Genomic DNA, 16660 nt, shown 5'->3' with positions numbered 1-16660 from the left:
TACTTTCGAGCGAGAGCTACCGGTTCCGGTTCCTCTCGGACGACGGCTCCTAACTCCGACCGCTTTCGAGTTACCGATTCCGACTGCTTTCGAGGTAGAGATGGCCGAGCGCGAGACCGAACAGGGGGTAGGTCGCGGCCCCGACGAGCGCAGTCGCCGCAGTTCCAACCACGCTGTACGGTCCGCCGACCATGCCGGAGACGACGGTGGACGCGCCGCCGACGCCGAGGTAGACCAGACCGACGCCGAAGATCTTCGTGACCGTGCCGCCGGCGACCCGCCAACTCGTCGTCAGACTGCCGACCGGCCCGGTCCCGTCGATGACGCAGGCCGGAAACGCCACCACGAGGCGGTGGAAGAGGTAGACGCCCGGCAGGACCAACGCGGCGAGTCCGGCGGCAACTATCGGAACCAACAGGAGCGCCGTCCCGACCAGCGCGGGGGTTCGCCTGACGGCCGTCACGACCCGCGTGCGGAGCGATCGAGTGCGTTCGGCCACGGCGTCGGCCGCGGTCAGGTAGAACACGCCTCCGGCGACGACGGTGACGACCATCTGGAGGAGGTAGGTGGGCAGAACCCAGTCGGCGACCTCCGGGGACGTGGACGGGTCGGGCCACGAGACGCCGGTCGCGGCCACGACTGCCGGGAGGTTCGCCGCGAGCGCGACCCCGATTAGACTCCGGTGGTCCCGCAGGACGACCAGCGACCACCGGAGCGTGTCCACCACGTCGAGTCGCCGGACGTGAACTCGAGGTCTCCGGGCAGTTCGACTCTCGGACTCGGCGTCGGCGGTTTCGTCTGCGTCGGCGGGCAGACCGACGTCGCCAATCGGGTCGGCGTGTGGCGTGGCGTCGTCGCTCGCTTCGGCGTGGCCGCTCGCCTCGTCCCCTCCGCGTCCGCGCCCGGTGTCTCTGCGGTGGTCGGCCACGCGCTGGTGTTCGCAAACGGTCGATATAAATTTCGGGGAGGGAAGGAGAACGAGTCGGGAGCGACGACCGGTTTGGTGGAGAACTCGGGTAGTTTCGACGTTATCTCGACGGTTCTCCGCTCCCGATTCCTCCCCGGGCGACGCGCTCACGTGCCGACCAATCAACCGCGGACGTGCTCTGCTCGGCTAACTACGGGGGCTTTCGACACCTCCTCCGCTCCTGTCGTTCCGTCCCACGTCCGTCTCGTAGCGTCTCCGACGCTCTAGTCGCGATGGGAAAATGCATACAGTACTAATAACAATATATTCATTGTCTTAATATTCAGATACATTTCCGAACGTCGAACGGTCGAACCCGACGCCCGAAACGAACTATCCGAGACGAGCTGACAGACCCGGACGCAGACGGGGGAACTTATCGGCCGTGAGGCAGTTCCTTCACGCATGGAAGTGTTGAATCCGCGCGTCCGTCTCGTCTGGGGCGTCGGTGCGGTCGTGACTGCGTTGATAGTCGGTGTCGTCGCGACGGTAGTGGACCGGTTCGTCCTCGGCATCGGTCTCTGGGTCGGTCTCGCCGTCGCCGCCGCGGCGCTCGTCCTCGGCGTCGTCCTGGCGGTTCTCAGGTATCGCGCCTGGCGGTTCGAGGTGCGCGACGACGATGTGTACCTCGAACGCGGCGTCCTGACGCGAGTGAACACCGTCGTCCCGTTCGTCCGCGTCCAGCACGTCGACACCCAGCGCGGCCCGGTCGAGCGCACGCTCGGACTGGCGAGCGTGGTGGTCTACACCGCCGGGTCGCGCGGCGCGGACGTGACGATTCCGGGGTTGACGCCCGACCGGGCCGACGACCTACAGGAGCAACTCCGTCGCCTCGCCATCGAGAGCGAGCGCGAGTCCGACGCGGTATGAAACTCCACCCGCTCTCGATTCCTTACCGGGCGCTCTCCCGCGGCGCGAGCGTCGGCTTCATGCTGTTCTTCGTCGGCCAGTCGCTGTCGGGGACCGACGTGGTGCCGTTTCCGCTCGCCGGACCGGCGCTGGTCGCGCTCGCGGCCCTCGGAGTCGTCGCCGCCGGACTCTGGCAGGTCGCCTACTACCGGCGGTTCGAGTACCGACTCACCGACGACGGCCTCGAAATCACGTCGGGCGTCGTCTCCCGGCGGAACCGCGAGATTCCCCTCGGCCGGGTCCAGAACGTGGACATCTCGCGCAACGTGGTCCAGCGCGCGCTCGGGGTCGCGGTCCTCGACCTCGAGACGGCGGGCGGCGGCGGAACCGAAGCCAGTCTCCGGTACGTCGGCTACGACGAGGCCAAGCGCCTCCAGCGCGAGATTCAGCGCCTCAAGCGCGGCGCGAGCGAGACGGACGCGGAAGAGACCGACGCAGACGAAGACCGCGAGGAACTCCTCTTCGAACTCCGAACCGGGGAACTCGCCCTGCTCAGCGCGCTCCAGTTCGACTTCCGCTATCTCTCGCTGCTGGCGTTCGGTCCCGCGGCGTTCCCGTTCGTGCCAGGGGTCGCGGAACTCGCGTTCGTCGGCGGAATCGTACTGGTGACGTTCCTCGTCGGCGCGCTCTGGATACTCAGCGCCGCCGTCACGTTCACGCGCTACTACGGCTTTCGCCTGGCGCAGGTCGGCGACGAACTCCGGTACGAACGCGGACTGCTCCAGCGATACGACGGGTCGATTCCGCTCGAAAAGGTCCAGACCCTCACGCTCGACGCCAACGTCCTGATGCGGAGGTTCGGTTACGCCACCCTCGCGGTCGAGACCGCGGGCTACGGGCCGGGACAGGCACCCTCCGGCGGGTCGGAGGCCGCCGTCCCGATGGCGACCCGCGAGCGCGTGCTTCGCCTCGCCCGCGAGGTGGAAGCGTTCGAACTGCCGGAGTTCTCCCGGCCGCCCAAGCGTGCACGGACTCGATACGCGATTCGGTTCGCGCTCGGCGTCGGCGCGCTGGTCGGCGCGCTGTGGGTCCTCTGGCAGGTCACGGGCCGACCCGTGGTCTGGTACGCGCCACTGCTCCCGGTCGGGTTCGTCCTCCTCGCGCCGGTCGCGGCCCACCTCAAGTGGCGAAATCGGGGCTACGCCGCGGGCGAAGACCACGTCTTCACCCGGAACGGCTTCTGGACCCGGACGACCAAGGTGGTGCCGTACTACCGGATCCAGACCGTGATTCAGAGCCAGACCGTCTTCCAGCGCCGCCGGAGTCTGGCGAGCGTCGTGATAGACACCGCGAGTTCGGCGGGCGGCGTGGCCGCGGCGGTGGACCTGGATTCGGAGACGGCGGCGGAGTTGCGAGAGTTCGTCGGCGAGAAGTTGCAGGAGAGCCTGACGGAACGGCGAGGAGAGACGGACCTGCGCTCGGACCTCGACCGGGACTCCTCTCGCCGAGACTGAACGGTTTTTTACCCTTCGCGGTCCGAGTGGCGAGTAATGACCGAACACGACTACGAGGACCTCGGCCTCGTCGCGGGGCTGGAGATTCACCAGCAACTCGACACCGAGACCAAACTGTTCTGCAACTGTCCGACCGAACTCCGGGAACCCGAGGAGGCCGAACGCGAGTTCACGCGGTTCCTCCACCCGACCAAGAGCGAACTGGGCGAACTCGACGAGGCGGCGCTCGAAGAGAGCCGAGTAGACCGCGAGTTCGAGTACCTCGCCTACGACACGACCTGTCTCGTCGAGGAGGACGACGAACCGCCGCACCGACTCGACGCCGAAGCCCAGGAGGTCGTCCTCGAAATCGCTCAACTCCTCGACATGGACGTGGTAGATCAGGCCCACGTCATGCGGAAGATCGTCGTCGACGGGTCGAACACCTCGGGGTTCCAGCGCTCGACCCTGATGGCCTCCGACGGCGAGATCTCGACCAGTCGGGGCGCGGTCGGTATCGAGGACCTGATGCTCGAAGAGGAGTCGGCCCAGCGCGTCGAAGAGCGCGACGACGGCGTTCTCTACAGCCTCGACCGTCTCGGCATCCCGCTGGTGGAAATCGGTACCAAGCCCGACATCCGGTCGCCCGAGCAGGCCCGCGAGGCCGCAGAGACCATCGGGATGCTCCTGCGCTCGACCGGCAAGGTCAAGCGCGGCCTCGGCACCATCCGCCAGGACGTGAACATCTCCATCGCGGAGGGCGCGCGCGTCGAGGTCAAGGGCGTCCAGAGCCTCGACGACATCGACGACCTCGTAGAGAACGAGGTCCACCGGCAGGTTCGACTGCTCGAACTCCGCGACGAACTCCGCGAGCGCGACGCCGAAGTCGGCGACGTAGTGGACGTGACCGACACCTTCGCCGACACCGACTCGGGCGTCATCGCCTCGGCGCTCGAGTCCGGCGGCAAGGTCACGGCGGTCCCCCTGTTCGGCTTCGACGGACTCGTCGGCGCGGAGATTCAACCCGACCGCAGACTCGGCACGGAACTGTCCGACCACGCCAAGCGCCACGGCGCGGGCGGCATCTTCCACACCGACGAACTCCCGGCCTACGGCGTGACCGACGAAGAGGTCGCGGCCCTGCGCGAAGCAGTCGGCGCGAGCGAGCAGGACGCAGTGGCAATCGTCGCCGCCGACCCCGAGACCGCCGACCTCGCCATCGAGGCGGCCGCCGAGCGCGCCGAGACGGCCCTCGAAGGAGTGCCCGAGGAGACCCGCGGCGCGAACGAGGACGGCACCACCCGGTATCTCCGACCGCTCCCCGGCGCGGCCCGGATGTACCCCGAGACCGACGTGCCGCCGGTCGACCCCGACCCCGCTGAGGTCGAGACGCCCGAACTCCTGACCGAGAAGGTCGAACGCTACCAGAACGAGTACGGTCTCGACGCGGGTCTCGCCGAGCAGGTCGCGTACGGCGAGCGCATGCCCCTGTTCGAGCGCGCGGTCGAGTCGGGCGCGGACGCCACGCTCGCGGCCCAGACCGTCGAGAGTACGGTCACGGAACTCCGGCGCGACGACGTGCCCGTCGAGAATCTGGACGACGACCACTTCCTCGGGACGCTCGAACTGGTCGCCGAGGGCGAGACGGCGAAGGGGAACGTCGGCGAGGTGCTGACCGCGCTGGCCGAGAACCCGGACCTGACCGCCGCCGAAGCGGTCGAGCAGGAGGGCCTCGGGAGCGCGGCCGAGGACGAGGTTCGCGGGGCCGTGGTCGAAGTAGTCGAACGCAACGAGGGACAGGTCGAGGAGCAGGGAATGCAGGCGTTCTCCGGACTGATGGGCGAGGCGATGGGCGCGCTCGGCGGCAAGGCCGACGGTGACCTCGTGAGCGAGATTCTGCGCGAGGAGATTCGAAAACGCGCGTAGCGTCGTGAAAACGGCCACGACTCGTCGTCCAGTTGCTCGACCGACTCCCGGATGCCCTCGATTCGCTCGGCCAACCTGGCGTCGGGGACTGCAGTTTCTACGTTACGATACGGGGAAGTGGTCGGACTCGTCGCTCCGAAGGGTATCACGCGTGAGAACGCACGTGGCGAACCCGTTCGGTGGGTTTTCACGTAGTCGAACCGGTTCGGCTAGCGACGTGGCCGTGCCGTCCTCAGGGCCACGCGTACCTGCGGACGCCCGAGACGAACTCGCGGGAGACGGCCGACCACCGAGGGTCGCTGACTCGTTGGGAGAGCCTGTAGGCCACCCAGACCAGCAGGACCGCGAACACCGCGTCGGTCACCCAGTGGACCCCGAGATACAGCGTCGAGAGGACGATGGCGACCGCAAGGGCCGCCGCGGTGTAGGCGTACCGGGCGTCGGACTTCCGGGCGTAGAGCGCCGCCAGCACCGACAGACCGGTGTGGAGGCTCGGAAACGCCTTGACGAGGGTGTCGGTCGAGAAGATGCCGTACTGGATGGCCGGGCTGAGTTCGTACATCAAGGGCTCGACCGTCGAGAGGTACAGCGACGACACCTTCACCGGGAACAGGAGGAAGAACGGCACCGCGCAGACGACCACGATGATGTACGCCAGCGCGTAGCGGCGGGCCTCCTCCTCGTCGTGGGCCTTCAACTTGAAGTACGTGAACAGCACGATGAACGGGAATCCGACGAGGTAGACGCCGGTCGCCAACACGGTGAGCGGGACGACCGTGACCGCCTGAAACGCCACGACCGTCGCGCCCTCCACGGCGTATATCGCGCCGGTGAACGTTCTGGCGACGTGGAAGTGGAGCGCCAGCGTGTTCACGATCTCCGTGACGACCCACGCGGCCCCGAGATACTTCCAGTCGGTCTTCAGGAACTCCACGACGAGGGTTCGGAATCGCTCGTCCGGGAGGAAGAGTCGCTTGCCCACGAGCAGGGCCGCGATGCTCGGAACGGCGACGAGGAGGGTGAACTGCGTACCGAGCGGGAGGGAGGCAAACATAGTCGTCGGTAGTTACGCACCAATCGGATAAAATATTTGACTATCTGTACGCGGACCGCGAGTAAGCCGGGTCGTGCGACCGAGTAACACCGATGGAACCGTCACTGCTCTCTTCGAAAACGTATCGCGGGCGACGGGGAAAACCGTTCGGGCGGAAGCCCCGGTCGTCGGCGGGAAAGCCAGTTTAGCTATCGTCGTCGGCGTGATAGATGGCCCGGCGGAGGACCCCGCGCAAGGTCCGAACCTCCCTGCCGGTCGGGTGCGCGCGGCCGAGGAGTCGGCGGGCGAGTCGCAGCGTCTTGGCTCGCTTCTCCTCGGGATGGTCGATAGCGGCCAAGAACTCGGCGAAGTGGTCGTAGAACCCCTCGATTTCGGCCTCGTCGGCGCGTTCGCGCTCCACGTCGGGGAGTTGCGTCTCGTCGAGCGTGAGGTCCCGGAGTTCGTAGAGGGTGACGGTCGCGGCCTGTCCCAGATTCAGCGACGAGTAGTCGGCGCTGGCGGGAATCGAACACACCTGGTCCACGCGGGCCATCTCGTCGTTGGTCAGGCCGTTGTCCTCCCGGCCGAAGATGAGGCAGGTGTCGGCGTCCACGTCGCGGAGGCTATCGGCCAACTCGTCGGGCGTCTGGAACGGGAATCGGCGGTGCTTGCGGGCGTCCTCGTTGGTCGTCGCGGTCAGGCCGACGGTGTGGTAGTTCTCCACGAGGTGGTCGAACGTCACCTCGTCGTAGTTCGGGAGGACGTCCTCACGGGCCTGTCCGGCGAAGCCGTAGGCCTCGCTGTCCCGGCCGAACTCCGGCGGGTTCACGAGTTTGAGGTCGTGCATGCCGAAGTTCTTCATCGCTCGCGCGATGGTTCCGATGTTGCCGGGGGTCTTCGGTTCCACGATGGCGACTGCTGGCGGATTCATGACGACGGGTAGTCCCGACCCAGGTCGAGGTCGTCGAAGTCGGCGGCGTCCTCGCCGTTCTCACTTTCGTCGGCGTCCTCGGTTGCGCTGGCGTCCTCGCTCTCGTCGCCGTCTATGTCCATGTTCCGGAGGTCGATTCGCTCCTGTTCCTCGTCGGGGAGGTCGACGTTCAGTTCGTCTTGGTCGGGTTCGGGCGGTTCCGGGACGTCGTCGGGGTCGGTATCGACGTGTTCGACGCCGCCGTACCCGTCGGGCGCGCGGCCGCCGTCCACGAACCACTCGTGGAACTCGTCCTGTAGCACCTGCTGGCCCTTGAACTGGTCGCCGCCCTCCTCGGTGAACCAGTAGAGGAAGTCGGGTTCGTGGTCGTCGCAGAGGACCACCTCGGCGAGCGGTTCGCCGTAGACGACGTCCGCGACGTTGCACTCGTGAATCTCCTCGTCGCCGTGGATGAGCCAACACGCGTCGCACGGCGCGTTGACCAGCGCCTGCAGGCGAATCAGCCGCTTTCTGGGGTCCTCCGGAATATCGTCCATCGGCCGGAAGTCCCCGTCCTCGGTGAACACCTCGTCCTCGTCGAACCGCCAGCCGCGAAGCCCGATGCTGACTTTGGCCATTTGCTCGGTAGGTTCGGGTTCGTTGGTGAAAAAGAGCGCGTTCTCCTCGTACTCTTTACGCGTCTCGTCGGTTCCTCGGATTTCGGTGGTTCGAGTCTCGTGACTATCGGACTGTCCGTCTGGTGGACTTCGGAACCGGCGCGTGCCGGCGCGACCTCGCGGTTCGAGGTCGTGCCAACCGCGTGGGGTCGTCGGGAACGGACGTGACCGACGGCTCGGAAGTCGCAGCCCGCGCAGCGAAGCGAACAGGACCGTCTTCCGGTGGACGAGCATCGCAAGGAGCGTAGCGACTGAGAAGCGCAGTCGGTTGGGGAGGCGTGAGGCTGTCGCGGTGCGGAGGCGGTCTTCATAGGTTCAAGGAGTAGCTATCTTCTCCGATACGACGAACGAAGCAAGGGGGAGACGACGAGGTCAGTCGAGGAAGCTAACTACTCCTTGAGCCGAGGAACTACCGCACAACACCGCCTCCGCACCGCGACCGCGGACCTCACGCCTCCCCAGCCTCCTCGTTCGCTCCTTTCAGTCGCTCACTCGTCCCTCGCGCGGTTGGCGCGACCACTTCGGGTCGCGCCAGCACGCGCCGACCGCAGGAGGAAGGTATCTATTTCCCTAGACAATAAAATCAATCGGTAAGGAATCTCATTAGCACCTCAGAAAACGGAAAACCCTAGTCGCCGAACGCGGCTTCACCCCCGGCGGCGTGTCCAGTGCGATGTCCGAACAGGGCGGTACGACTGACCTGCACGAAGAGAGAGTTGCCGAACCGTTGCCTACCTTTTCGGGGACCGAACCGCCCAGCGGTCCCGAGGTCGGCCCACGGACGAGTCGTAGCACCTCGGCGTCGAATAGTCCGACTTTTTATCCGGGAGTCGCTTGGACCCTACATGCAGAACGTCACCGCCGCGGGGCTGGGCATCGGCGACGACTACCCGCCGCGGATAATGGGCGTGCTGAACGTCAGCGAGGAGTCGCCCTACGACCCGAGCGTCTACGACGACCCGGGCGAGGCGGCCGAGTACGTCGATTCCGAACTCCTCGGAGAGGGCGCGGACATCGTGGACGTGGGGCTGGAATCCGCGAACAAGCGGTTCGAGGTCCTCTCGGCCGAGGAGGAACTCGCCCGCCTCGACACCGCCATCGAGGCCATCGAGAGCGTCTCGGGCGACGCCGTCTTCTCCATCGAGACCCGATACGCGGAAGTCGCCGACGAGGCCCTCGCGCGCGGGTTCGACATGGTGAACGACATCTGCGGGTTCGCCGACCCCCGGATGCCCGACGTGTGCCGCGAGTACGACGCCGCGGTCGTGAAGATGGCGAGTCCGCCCGACCTCGAACGTCCCGGCGCGATAGAGCACGTGGACGACATCTACGACGCCCTGAAGCGCGAGGGGCTGACGGACAAGACCATCGTGGACCCCGCGTTCGGCGGCTGGTCGGAGGCCAAGACGCTCGCCGACGACCGCGAGACCTTCCACCGACTCCGGGAGTTCCGCGGTCTCGGCCAGCCGATTCTGGTCTCCATCAACCGGAAGAACTTCCTGCGTGAACTCGCCGACCGAACCACCGAGGAGGCCCTGCCGGTCTCGCTGGCGGCCACCTCGATGGCGGTCGAACGCGGCGCGCACGTCGTCCGGACCCACGACGTGGCCGAGACCGCCGACGCCGCGAAAATCGGCGCGGCGTTCGCCCGCGACCGACTGGTCGAGGACGTCGAGGGCGTCGCCGTCGAGGAACTCGACGTGACCGACGCCCGGGAGACCGCCCGTCACCTCGAACGTCTCGGGGGCGACTCCGACTGGGCCGACGAGGCGACGACTCGCGTCTTCGAGCTCTCGGGACTCTCCGACGCCGAGCGCGGGACCCTCGGCGCGGCCGCGGCCGACGCCGGAGTCGTTTTCACGACCGGCACCGCGGGCGACCTGCTCGCGGGGACGCCCGCCGCGCTCGCCCGCCTGCGTTCCACCGCAGGCGAGGCCGGCGACCGACTCGCCGGAGTGTTCGATGTCGTCAGTAACCCGGAACGTTAAGAGAAAACTTATGCCGGGGGAGCAAGAAACCGGTCTTGGGAAGCTGGAAGGGCGCTCGCGGGTAGGGGTACTTGCCAGCGAACTTCCGGCTCAGACGGTTCTATCATGAACTACGAAACGTGGAGACCCATCTACGAGCGAATCCTGAACGACTTCGGCTTCGACCGTGAGGCCGACGAGCGCGGCCGCGACGTACTGGCCGAACTGACTCGTCCGTTCGACCTCGCGCGCTTCGACGTGGCCGACCGGACGGTCGCCATCGCGGGCGCTGGCCCCTCGCTGACCGACGCCGACCAACTCGACCGTGCCCGCGATGCCGACGCCGTGTTCGCGGCCTCGACCGCCGCCGACGAACTCCGAGACGAGGGCGTCGGCGTGGACTGCATGGTCACGGACCTCGACAAGAATCCCGACACCGCGCGCCGCCTCACCGAAAGCGGAACTCCGGTCGTGGCCCACGCGCACGGCGACAACGTCCCGGCGGTCCGCGAGTGGGTCCCCCGATTCGACGCCGAGAGCGTGCTGGCGACCACCCAGGCCCGGCCGGTGGCCCACGTCCGAAACTTCGGCGGCTTCACCGACGGCGACCGGGCGGCGTTCCTCGCCGACCACCTCGGCGCGGCCGGACTCCGGTTCGTCGGCTGGGACTTCGACGACCCCGACGTGGACGAGACGAAGGCCCGGAAGTTGGAGTGGGCCGAGCGACTACTCCGCTGGTTGGAGAGTCGCCGCGGCGAGGAGTTCGACGTGCTGGACGGTCGCCGCGAGGGAATCGACGTGAGCGGGTTTCCACGGTAGCCGCCGGTCCATCCCAAAAAAGTTATACTGTACCCTTGAAAGACGGTGAACGAGAGCCGATCGAGAGGACAATGGACGAGAAGCTAACAGACGACCACGACGCGTTTCGCCAGATGGCCAGCGAGTTCCCGGTTCGGACCGGCATCTTCACTTTCGGACTGCCGGTGTTCGCACTGCTACAGGTACTCAACGGTTACGTTCACGAGAGTTCGTTCGTTTCTATCGGTCTCTTCGCGCTCCTCGTGGTGGCGTTCTCGGTAAAGCTCACCCAGTATCAAATCGCGGTCTATCGCCGAGAGAAAGTCACTCGGTAGCGCGGACCGAACGACCTGAAGAACGGCGAGACGATCTTACGCTCCGTCTCGCACGACCTTCGTCTCGCTCAGCCTTCGTGTCCCATCTGCCGGGCTTCGCGTTGCTGGTCGCGCGCCGAGTACGCGCTGAATGCACCCACGCCGAGCGCGAGGAGACCGACGACGATGTCGTTCCAGAACGCGAGGTCGTTGACGGCCTCGGTCGTTCCGGCGTCGGCACCGAACATGAACGGTGCCGCGACGAGCCACAGACCGACCAGCGCGGCGATTGCGGCGGCACCGACACTTCCCACCTCGTCACTGCCCCGGCGAGAGTAGTTGTACGCACCGACGGCGAGCAGGAGGGCACCGGCGACGATGTCGTTCCAGAACTGTGACGCGACGATGTCGAACAGGAACGCTTGAGCGAGCATCCACAGTCCGAGCAGAGCGATGATCGCCGAAAGCCACTTGCCCCGCTCGTTCGGGTTCGGGCTAACGTCGCTTCGGACCTCACTGTCCGTGTCGTACTCGGCGTCCGTTTCGCGGTTGCTCATCTTTTTCCCCCGCCAGTGGTTGGGTCGTCGGCCCAAAGACTCTGCTGGCTTCCACTGCAAGCACTAACTCGAACCGTGGGTGTCGGGGTCCAGGAACGGCTGTCCCGGCAACTTCCCGATTTTCGATGGCAGCGCACGTCTCGGTAGCGAACCGGACCAGTCGGCATTCGTTCGACTCCGGGCGGACGCGAAACCCTCCAGTGGTCGTTTATACCAGTGTCTCGTCTACCCGGGAGAGTTGAACTAGTGAATGAGCGTCTTGGCCGAACTGACCGTGCCAGCGAGCGAGTTCGTGCTAGCCGATACGCTGACGACTGCGCCGGGGATGCGAATCGAAATCAAGCGCGTCGTCGCGGGAACTCAACACGTGACTCCGTACTTCTGGGCCTCTGGCGGGGATTTCGAGACGTTCGAGCAGGGCCTCCGAGACGACCCGACGGTCCAGGACATCCTGACGCTGGAAGAGCAAGACGACGACGAGCGGTTCTATCGGGTCACGTGGGAGTCGGGGAAAGCGAGTCTCCTGTCGGCCGCCTCGGACGCGAAGGCGACGATTCTGGAAGCAGTGAGCGACGAGGAATCGTGGGAACTCAAAGTCCTCTTCCCGAGTCAGGACGCGCTCTCGGAGTTCCACGACTACTGCGTGTCGAACGACTTCTCGTTCCAACTCGACCGCGTGTATCGGGCGGAGAATCCCCAGGAGAGGGCCGAGTACGGCGTTACGGACGAACAACAGGAGGCACTGGTAGCGGCGTACGACGCGGGTTACTTCGGCGTGCCCCGCGAGACGACGCTGACCGAACTGGCCGACCGACTCGACATATCGCGCAACGCCCTGTCCGCCCGCCTCCGGCGGGGCCAGCGAAATCTCCTCTCCAACACGCTCGTCCACGACGAGTGACCTGCTCGGGCGAGCGCTCCGCGATAATACATAAAACTGTGGTAGTGCTACCACCCGGAGCCTTTGGGGAGTACGTGATAATCAGTAGTGTCCGCTCTGGTGTTACGATGAACTCGGAAGAACGAACGACTAGCGCTGATGCAGAGTCAGCCAACGACCCTGCAGCCGTCTGCGAGCCGAATAGCCACGAAACGACGACCGAAGCCGTCGTGCGGGCGCTGAGTTCGGTTTCGACGACTCCCAAAACCGAGATGGAGCCGATATACGCGGCAGTAGACCCGGACGCGCTCAACTCCCTCTTCGGCCCGCGCGAGAACGGTACGCCGCCAGAGTTCGGGGGTCACGTCGGCTTCGACCACGCCTCGCATCACGTCCGCGTCGAGAGCGACGGAACCGTACTCGTCTACTAACCGAGGTGACGAACGAGCGGCCTTCTGTTCGACGGTGACTTCTGCGACGAGACGGTCCGAACGACGACTGCCGAGGTACTGAAAGAACGGGGAGCGGCCCACCTCGACGAATCCCACTACAGCGAGCTAAATGCGGAGCTCACCGAAATTTACGGGGGGAGTCCCGTCGAGGCGACTATGGATACGTCTTCCCGGTCGGCGTCGACGAAGTGGCCGGGTTCGACTGCTGGTAGTGTGGCCGCGACGACTTCCGGACGTTCGTCCAGCGGTACCTGTACTATGAGATAGAATCCGTGTAGGGTCGTCTCAGGGTTCCAGCACGACCTTCCCCACGGTCTCTCGATTTTCGATGGCGGCGTGGGCGTCGGCGGCGTCTTCGAGGTCGAAACGCTGGCCCACGACGACCTCCAGGTCTCCGTCAGCGAGCATCTGCTGGAGTTCGGGCACCGACTGGAGGATGCGCTGTGGGTTCCGCTGGAGCGAGTTCCCGAGGTGGAAGCCAATCACGGACTTGTTCTCGAACAGGAGTCGCGTGGTGTCGACCTCGCCGGGTTCGCCGCTGGCCGCGCCGTAGGCCACCACGCGCCCGAAGTGCGAGAGTACGTCGAGGCTCCGTGCGAACGTCTCACCGCCCACGCCGTCGAGGACGAGGTCCACGCCTTCCTCGTCGGTTTCCTCCGCGACGACCTCGCGGAAGTCCTCCTCCACGTAGTTGATGGGGTGGTCGCAGCCGAGCCGCTCGGCGAGTTCGAGTTTCTCGTCGGTGCTGGCGGTGCCGAACACCTCCGCGCCCGCCGCGCTGGCGAGTTGGACCGCCGCGGTGCCGACCCCGCCCGCCGCGGCGTGAATCAGAACTCGCTCGCCCGCTTCGAGTCCACCCCACTCGTGGAGGACCGCGTGGGCGGTCAGGAACTGGACCGGGAACCCGGCTGCCTCGGCGAACGACATCGCTTCGGGCACCTCGAACAGCGAGTCGGCGTCGGCTAGCGCGTACTCGGCGTACCCGCCTCGGCCGGTCATGGCGACGACTCGGCTCCCCTCCTCGCGCTCGACCCCCTCTCCTGCGGCGTCGACGGTACCCGCGACCTCCATCCCCGGCACGTAGGTCGGTTCGGGGCCGCCGACGTAGTTGCCCTGGCGTTGCATGACGTCGGCGAAGTTGACCCCCGCGGCCTCGACTTCGATGCGGACCTCGCCCGGCCCCGGGTCCGGTTTCTCCGCGTCGGTCACGTCCAGTACGCCACTGTCGCCGAATTCGGTAACTTGGACCGTTCGCATGGGTTCGCCTTCGGTTCCGACGCGGATAAACTTCCGTGCCGTGGTCAGTTTTCCGATTCGACGCTGACGATGACGAGTCCTCCGACACCGGCGGGACGAGGCTACTGCGAGCGGTTCGAATCGCCCGAGTGGCCCGACTGGACCGCCAGCACTCGGCCGCGAATCCGGGAAACCACGTGTGCCACTACGAGTATCTGTACGCCGATGCCAGCGGCCAACAACCCCCAGTTCCACGCCGGGTCGCCGGGGGTCATCAGTCCGAGCGCGAACGCACGTTCCGAGGCCGGCCAGAGAGGTTCCACCGGATTGTCCGCGACGGGTATCATCAGTATATCTGCGAAGAGGTGGCTTCCGAGGCCCGCGAGCGCGCCTCCGGCCCCGAGCGCGAACGCCGCGCGAGGGCGGAACGCGGGTACACCGTCGATGCGCCGGGCGAGCCACGAGACGTTAGCCGAGACGAACGCGAGCGCGAGTCCGACGACGAGACTCGCCGAGAGCGCGAACAGGACGGTGTGGGGCCCGCCGTGGTGGTGCGAGAAGGGGATCTTGCCGTCCACGTCGGGGAGGAGCGCGGTAGCGAGCGCTAACACGACGACCGGCAGATACCGGCGCTTTCGGTCGAGTAGCAACGCGATGGGCGCGACGAACAACGAGGCCATCCCCACGTGACCCAGCGGAAACATGTAGGCGCTACGGTGTGAGCGCCAATAAGCACGCTGGCACTCAGTCTCGGCCTTCGACTACGACGGTCCGCTCGCGGTTCGGACCGCACTCGGCCGTCACCGTCAATGCGTCACTTGGTATCGTGATTCCGGCAAGTCTCTTAACCGTCTGACCACTACGGTCTTCCTCCCGAAACAGAAGATGTGGACCTCGAAACTTCGCTCCTACTCCGACCTCGGTTTGTTCGTCGGCCTCGCGGCAGTCTGGGGAACGGCCTACTTAGCGATTCAAGTCGGACTCCGAAGTGTCCCGCCGGTGACGCTCGCGGCACTCCGGTACGACGTTGCGGGACTGCTGTTGCTCGGCGCGACCGGCGTGGCCGCGGTTCGACGGGGCAGTCGCTGGCGGCCCCGAACCACCGAGGAGTGGAAACTCGTCGGCGTCGGCGGCCTGCTCGTGGTCGGGGTTCACTTCGCGCTTCTGTTCGCCGGCCAGCGATACGTCTCCGGCGGCGTGGCGTCGGTCGTGATGAGTCTCAACCCCGTTCTGACGCCGGTGTTCGCGCTGGCACTGCTCCCCGACGAGCGACCGGACGCCCGAGAGATGTTGGGAGTACTGCTCGGACTCGTAGGCGTCGGAATCGTCGCTCGGCCGGACCCCTCCGGCGGTCGAACCGCCATCGGGGTCGGACTCCTGTTCCTCTCAGCGGCGAGTTTCGCGCTGGGGTCGGTGCTGACTCGGCGCTACGAGTCGAATCTCTCGCTCGTGTCCGCGCAGGCGTGGACGATGGTCATCGGCGCTGTCGTGCTCGACCTGCTGGTGGTCGTCCTTCCCGGCGAGTCGTTCGGCGCTGCGGACGTGACCCCGGCCGCGCTCGCCGCACTCGCGTACCTCTCGGTAATCGCCAGTATCGGCGGCTTCATCGCGTACTTCCGACTGCTCGACCGGTTCGGCCCGAACGAGGCGACGCTAGTCAGCTACGCGGTTCCGATGTTCGCCGCGCTGAGCGAGTGGCTCGTCCTGGGAGCGGTGGTGTCGGCGACGACCGTCGTCGGGTTCGGGGTCATCCTCTGCGGGTTCGTCGCGGTCAAATCGCGGGCGATTCGGCGGGCCGCGACGCCGACTCCCGACAGGCCCACGGCGGAGTTACAGACCTCCGGCGGCGGCGCAGTAACGGTCCGAGGCAACGTCTACTACCGCGACGTCGAGTAGCTACTCGTCGGCGCTCAGCCGTTTTCCGCCGATGTAGAGTCGTTCGGGGTCGGGCCGCCCCTCGGCGAACGGTTCGCGGTACTCCATCAGTTGAAAGAGGACGCCCGTCGGATTCCGCGGCGAGACGAACGCCTCGGACCACTCGTCGTAGTCGGTCCGGTCCACGACCCGGATTCTCTCGGATTCGAGCGCCGCGCTCGCGGCGTCCATGTCGGCGACTTCGAGCGTGACGTGGTGCATCCCCGGCCCGTTCGCCGCGAGGAAGTCGGTCAGGAAGGACTCTTCGTCCCCGACGGGTTCGACGAGTTCGACCCGCGAGGCGTCTCCGAGCAGGTAGTAGGCCCACCGGAACGCACCCGTGGGGTCTTCCTCGTGGACCATCTTTTCGGCTCCGAGCAGTTCCAGCAGGGGTTCGGCGTCGGCGACTGAGTGGACAGCGATGCCGACGTGGTCCACGCGGATTTCGGGCATTTCTGGGGGTTCGGGCATGGATTCTGTGTGCAACTCGCGGAAGAATAGGTTTTGGGTAGGTTCTGGGATTAATCGACCTTGGTTAACTTTGTATTTGTTTAGCAAATATCTACATTTCTTAGAAGTGAGTGAAAAGACGTTTGGAGGCGGTTCCACGAGGGTGAACCAGAGAGTCGATTTCGTCTTCTGAAGCCCCGCCCGGTCGCGTTCACCACACCCTATCGATCGATTCAC

17 protein-coding genes are annotated in these 16660 nt (G+C 66.1%); 9 read left to right on the top strand and 8 right to left on the bottom strand.

The window, feature by feature from the left end; translation table 11 throughout:
* Positions 1–70: 70 nt before the first annotated feature.
* Positions 71–928 (bottom strand): hypothetical protein, encoded by an 858-nt coding sequence (locus tag E2484_RS20445; RefSeq protein WP_137287046.1) that lies wholly within the window; start codon positions 926–928, stop codon positions 71–73.
* 444 nt (positions 929–1372) lie between these two features.
* On the opposite strand from E2484_RS20445, the gene E2484_RS20440 reads away from it, so the two are divergent.
* Genes E2484_RS20440 through gatE form a run of 3 tightly spaced genes read left to right on the top strand, consistent with a single transcriptional unit; the run spans position 1373 to position 5235 of the window.
* Positions 1373–1837 carry a PH domain-containing protein gene (locus E2484_RS20440; protein ID WP_137287045.1) on the top strand — a complete coding sequence of 155 codons (465 nt, stop codon included), beginning with the start codon at positions 1373–1375 and terminating at the stop codon, positions 1835–1837.
* On the top strand, positions 1834–3330 hold the full coding sequence (locus E2484_RS20435; protein WP_137287044.1) for a PH domain-containing protein: 1497 nt from the start codon (positions 1834–1836) through the stop codon (positions 3328–3330). Before E2484_RS20440 ends, E2484_RS20435 begins: the two co-directional genes overlap by 4 nt.
* 36 nt (positions 3331–3366) lie before the next feature.
* On the top strand, positions 3367–5235 hold the full coding sequence (gatE, locus tag E2484_RS20430) for a Glu-tRNA(Gln) amidotransferase subunit GatE (RefSeq protein ID WP_137287043.1): 1869 nt from the start codon (positions 3367–3369) through the stop codon (positions 5233–5235).
* Positions 5236–5467: 232 nt separating this feature from the next.
* Here gatE and E2484_RS20425 read toward each other — a convergent pair whose 3' ends face one another.
* The 3 genes from E2484_RS20425 to E2484_RS20415 all read right to left on the bottom strand — a co-directional run bounded on the left by E2484_RS20425 (position 5468) and on the right by E2484_RS20415 (position 7816).
* Positions 5468–6289, bottom strand: coding sequence for a phosphatase PAP2 family protein (locus tag E2484_RS20425; RefSeq protein ID WP_137287042.1), 822 nt, complete (start codon positions 6287–6289; stop codon positions 5468–5470).
* Positions 6290–6473: 184 nt separating this feature from the next.
* Positions 6474–7199 carry an RNA methyltransferase gene (locus E2484_RS20420; RefSeq protein ID WP_137287041.1) on the bottom strand — a complete coding sequence of 242 codons (726 nt, stop codon included), beginning with the start codon at positions 7197–7199 and terminating at the stop codon, positions 6474–6476.
* Positions 7196–7816, bottom strand: a complete 621-nt coding sequence (locus E2484_RS20415; RefSeq protein ID WP_137287040.1) for a hypothetical protein — start codon at positions 7814–7816, stop codon at positions 7196–7198. The genes E2484_RS20420 and E2484_RS20415 overlap by 4 nt, the downstream gene beginning before the upstream one ends.
* Positions 7817–8700: 884 nt before the next feature.
* Between E2484_RS20415 and folP the strand changes: the two genes are divergently transcribed.
* The 3 genes from folP (at position 8701) to E2484_RS20400 (ending at position 10955) form a co-directional block, all read left to right on the top strand.
* Positions 8701–9843, top strand: coding sequence for a dihydropteroate synthase (folP, locus tag E2484_RS20410; RefSeq protein WP_137287039.1), 1143 nt, complete (start codon positions 8701–8703; stop codon positions 9841–9843).
* A gap of 105 nt (positions 9844–9948) precedes the next feature.
* Positions 9949–10641 (top strand): 6-hydroxymethylpterin diphosphokinase MptE-like protein, encoded by a 693-nt coding sequence (locus tag E2484_RS20405; protein ID WP_137287038.1) that lies wholly within the window; start codon positions 9949–9951, stop codon positions 10639–10641.
* A 71-nt stretch (positions 10642–10712) separates the two neighbouring features.
* Entirely contained in the window at positions 10713–10955 is a 243-nt protein-coding gene (locus E2484_RS20400) for a hypothetical protein (protein ID WP_137287037.1), read from the top strand.
* 68 nt (positions 10956–11023) lie between these two features.
* Here the strand turns inward: E2484_RS20400 and E2484_RS20395 are convergent, their stop codons facing one another.
* A complete protein-coding gene (locus tag E2484_RS20395) occupies positions 11024–11491 on the bottom strand; it encodes an SPW repeat domain-containing protein (RefSeq protein WP_137287036.1) in 468 nt (155 codons plus the stop codon).
* A 250-nt stretch (positions 11492–11741) separates the two neighbouring features.
* On the opposite strand from E2484_RS20395, the gene E2484_RS20390 reads away from it, so the two are divergent.
* Together E2484_RS20390 and E2484_RS20385 are read left to right on the top strand one after the other, a co-directional pair.
* The gene (locus E2484_RS20390) at positions 11742–12392 is read left to right on the top strand and encodes a helix-turn-helix domain-containing protein (RefSeq protein ID WP_137287035.1); all 651 of its coding nucleotides are present in this window, start codon (positions 11742–11744) and stop codon (positions 12390–12392) included.
* 107 nt (positions 12393–12499) lie between these two features.
* Entirely contained in the window at positions 12500–12802 is a 303-nt protein-coding gene (locus E2484_RS20385) for a HalOD1 output domain-containing protein (protein ID WP_137287034.1), read from the top strand.
* Positions 12803–13108: 306 nt separating this feature from the next.
* Here the strand turns inward: E2484_RS20385 and E2484_RS20380 are convergent, their stop codons facing one another.
* Both E2484_RS20380 and E2484_RS20375 read right to left on the bottom strand, forming a co-directional pair.
* On the bottom strand, positions 13109–14080 hold the full coding sequence (locus tag E2484_RS20380; RefSeq protein WP_137287033.1) for a quinone oxidoreductase family protein: 972 nt from the start codon (positions 14078–14080) through the stop codon (positions 13109–13111).
* A 101-nt stretch (positions 14081–14181) separates the two neighbouring features.
* Positions 14182–14763, bottom strand: a complete 582-nt coding sequence (locus E2484_RS20375; RefSeq protein ID WP_137287032.1) for a metal-dependent hydrolase — start codon at positions 14761–14763, stop codon at positions 14182–14184.
* A gap of 181 nt (positions 14764–14944) precedes the next feature.
* Here E2484_RS20375 and E2484_RS20370 point away from each other — a divergent pair, with 181 nt between their 5' ends.
* Positions 14945–15955 carry a DMT family transporter gene (locus tag E2484_RS20370; RefSeq protein ID WP_137287031.1) on the top strand — a complete coding sequence of 337 codons (1011 nt, stop codon included), beginning with the start codon at positions 14945–14947 and terminating at the stop codon, positions 15953–15955.
* Here E2484_RS20370 and E2484_RS20365 read toward each other — a convergent pair whose 3' ends face one another.
* Entirely contained in the window at positions 15956–16444 is a 489-nt protein-coding gene (locus E2484_RS20365) for a VOC family protein (RefSeq protein WP_321112822.1), read from the bottom strand.
* Positions 16445–16660: the final 216 nt, after the last annotated feature.

It is taken from the genome of Halorussus salinisoli, assembly GCA_005239435.1.
In the GTDB taxonomy this organism is placed as follows: domain Archaea; phylum Halobacteriota; class Halobacteria; order Halobacteriales; family Haladaptataceae; genus Halorussus; species Halorussus salinisoli.
Note: the sequence above shows the minus strand (reverse complement) of the source record. Positions and strands in the feature narration are given on the sequence as shown.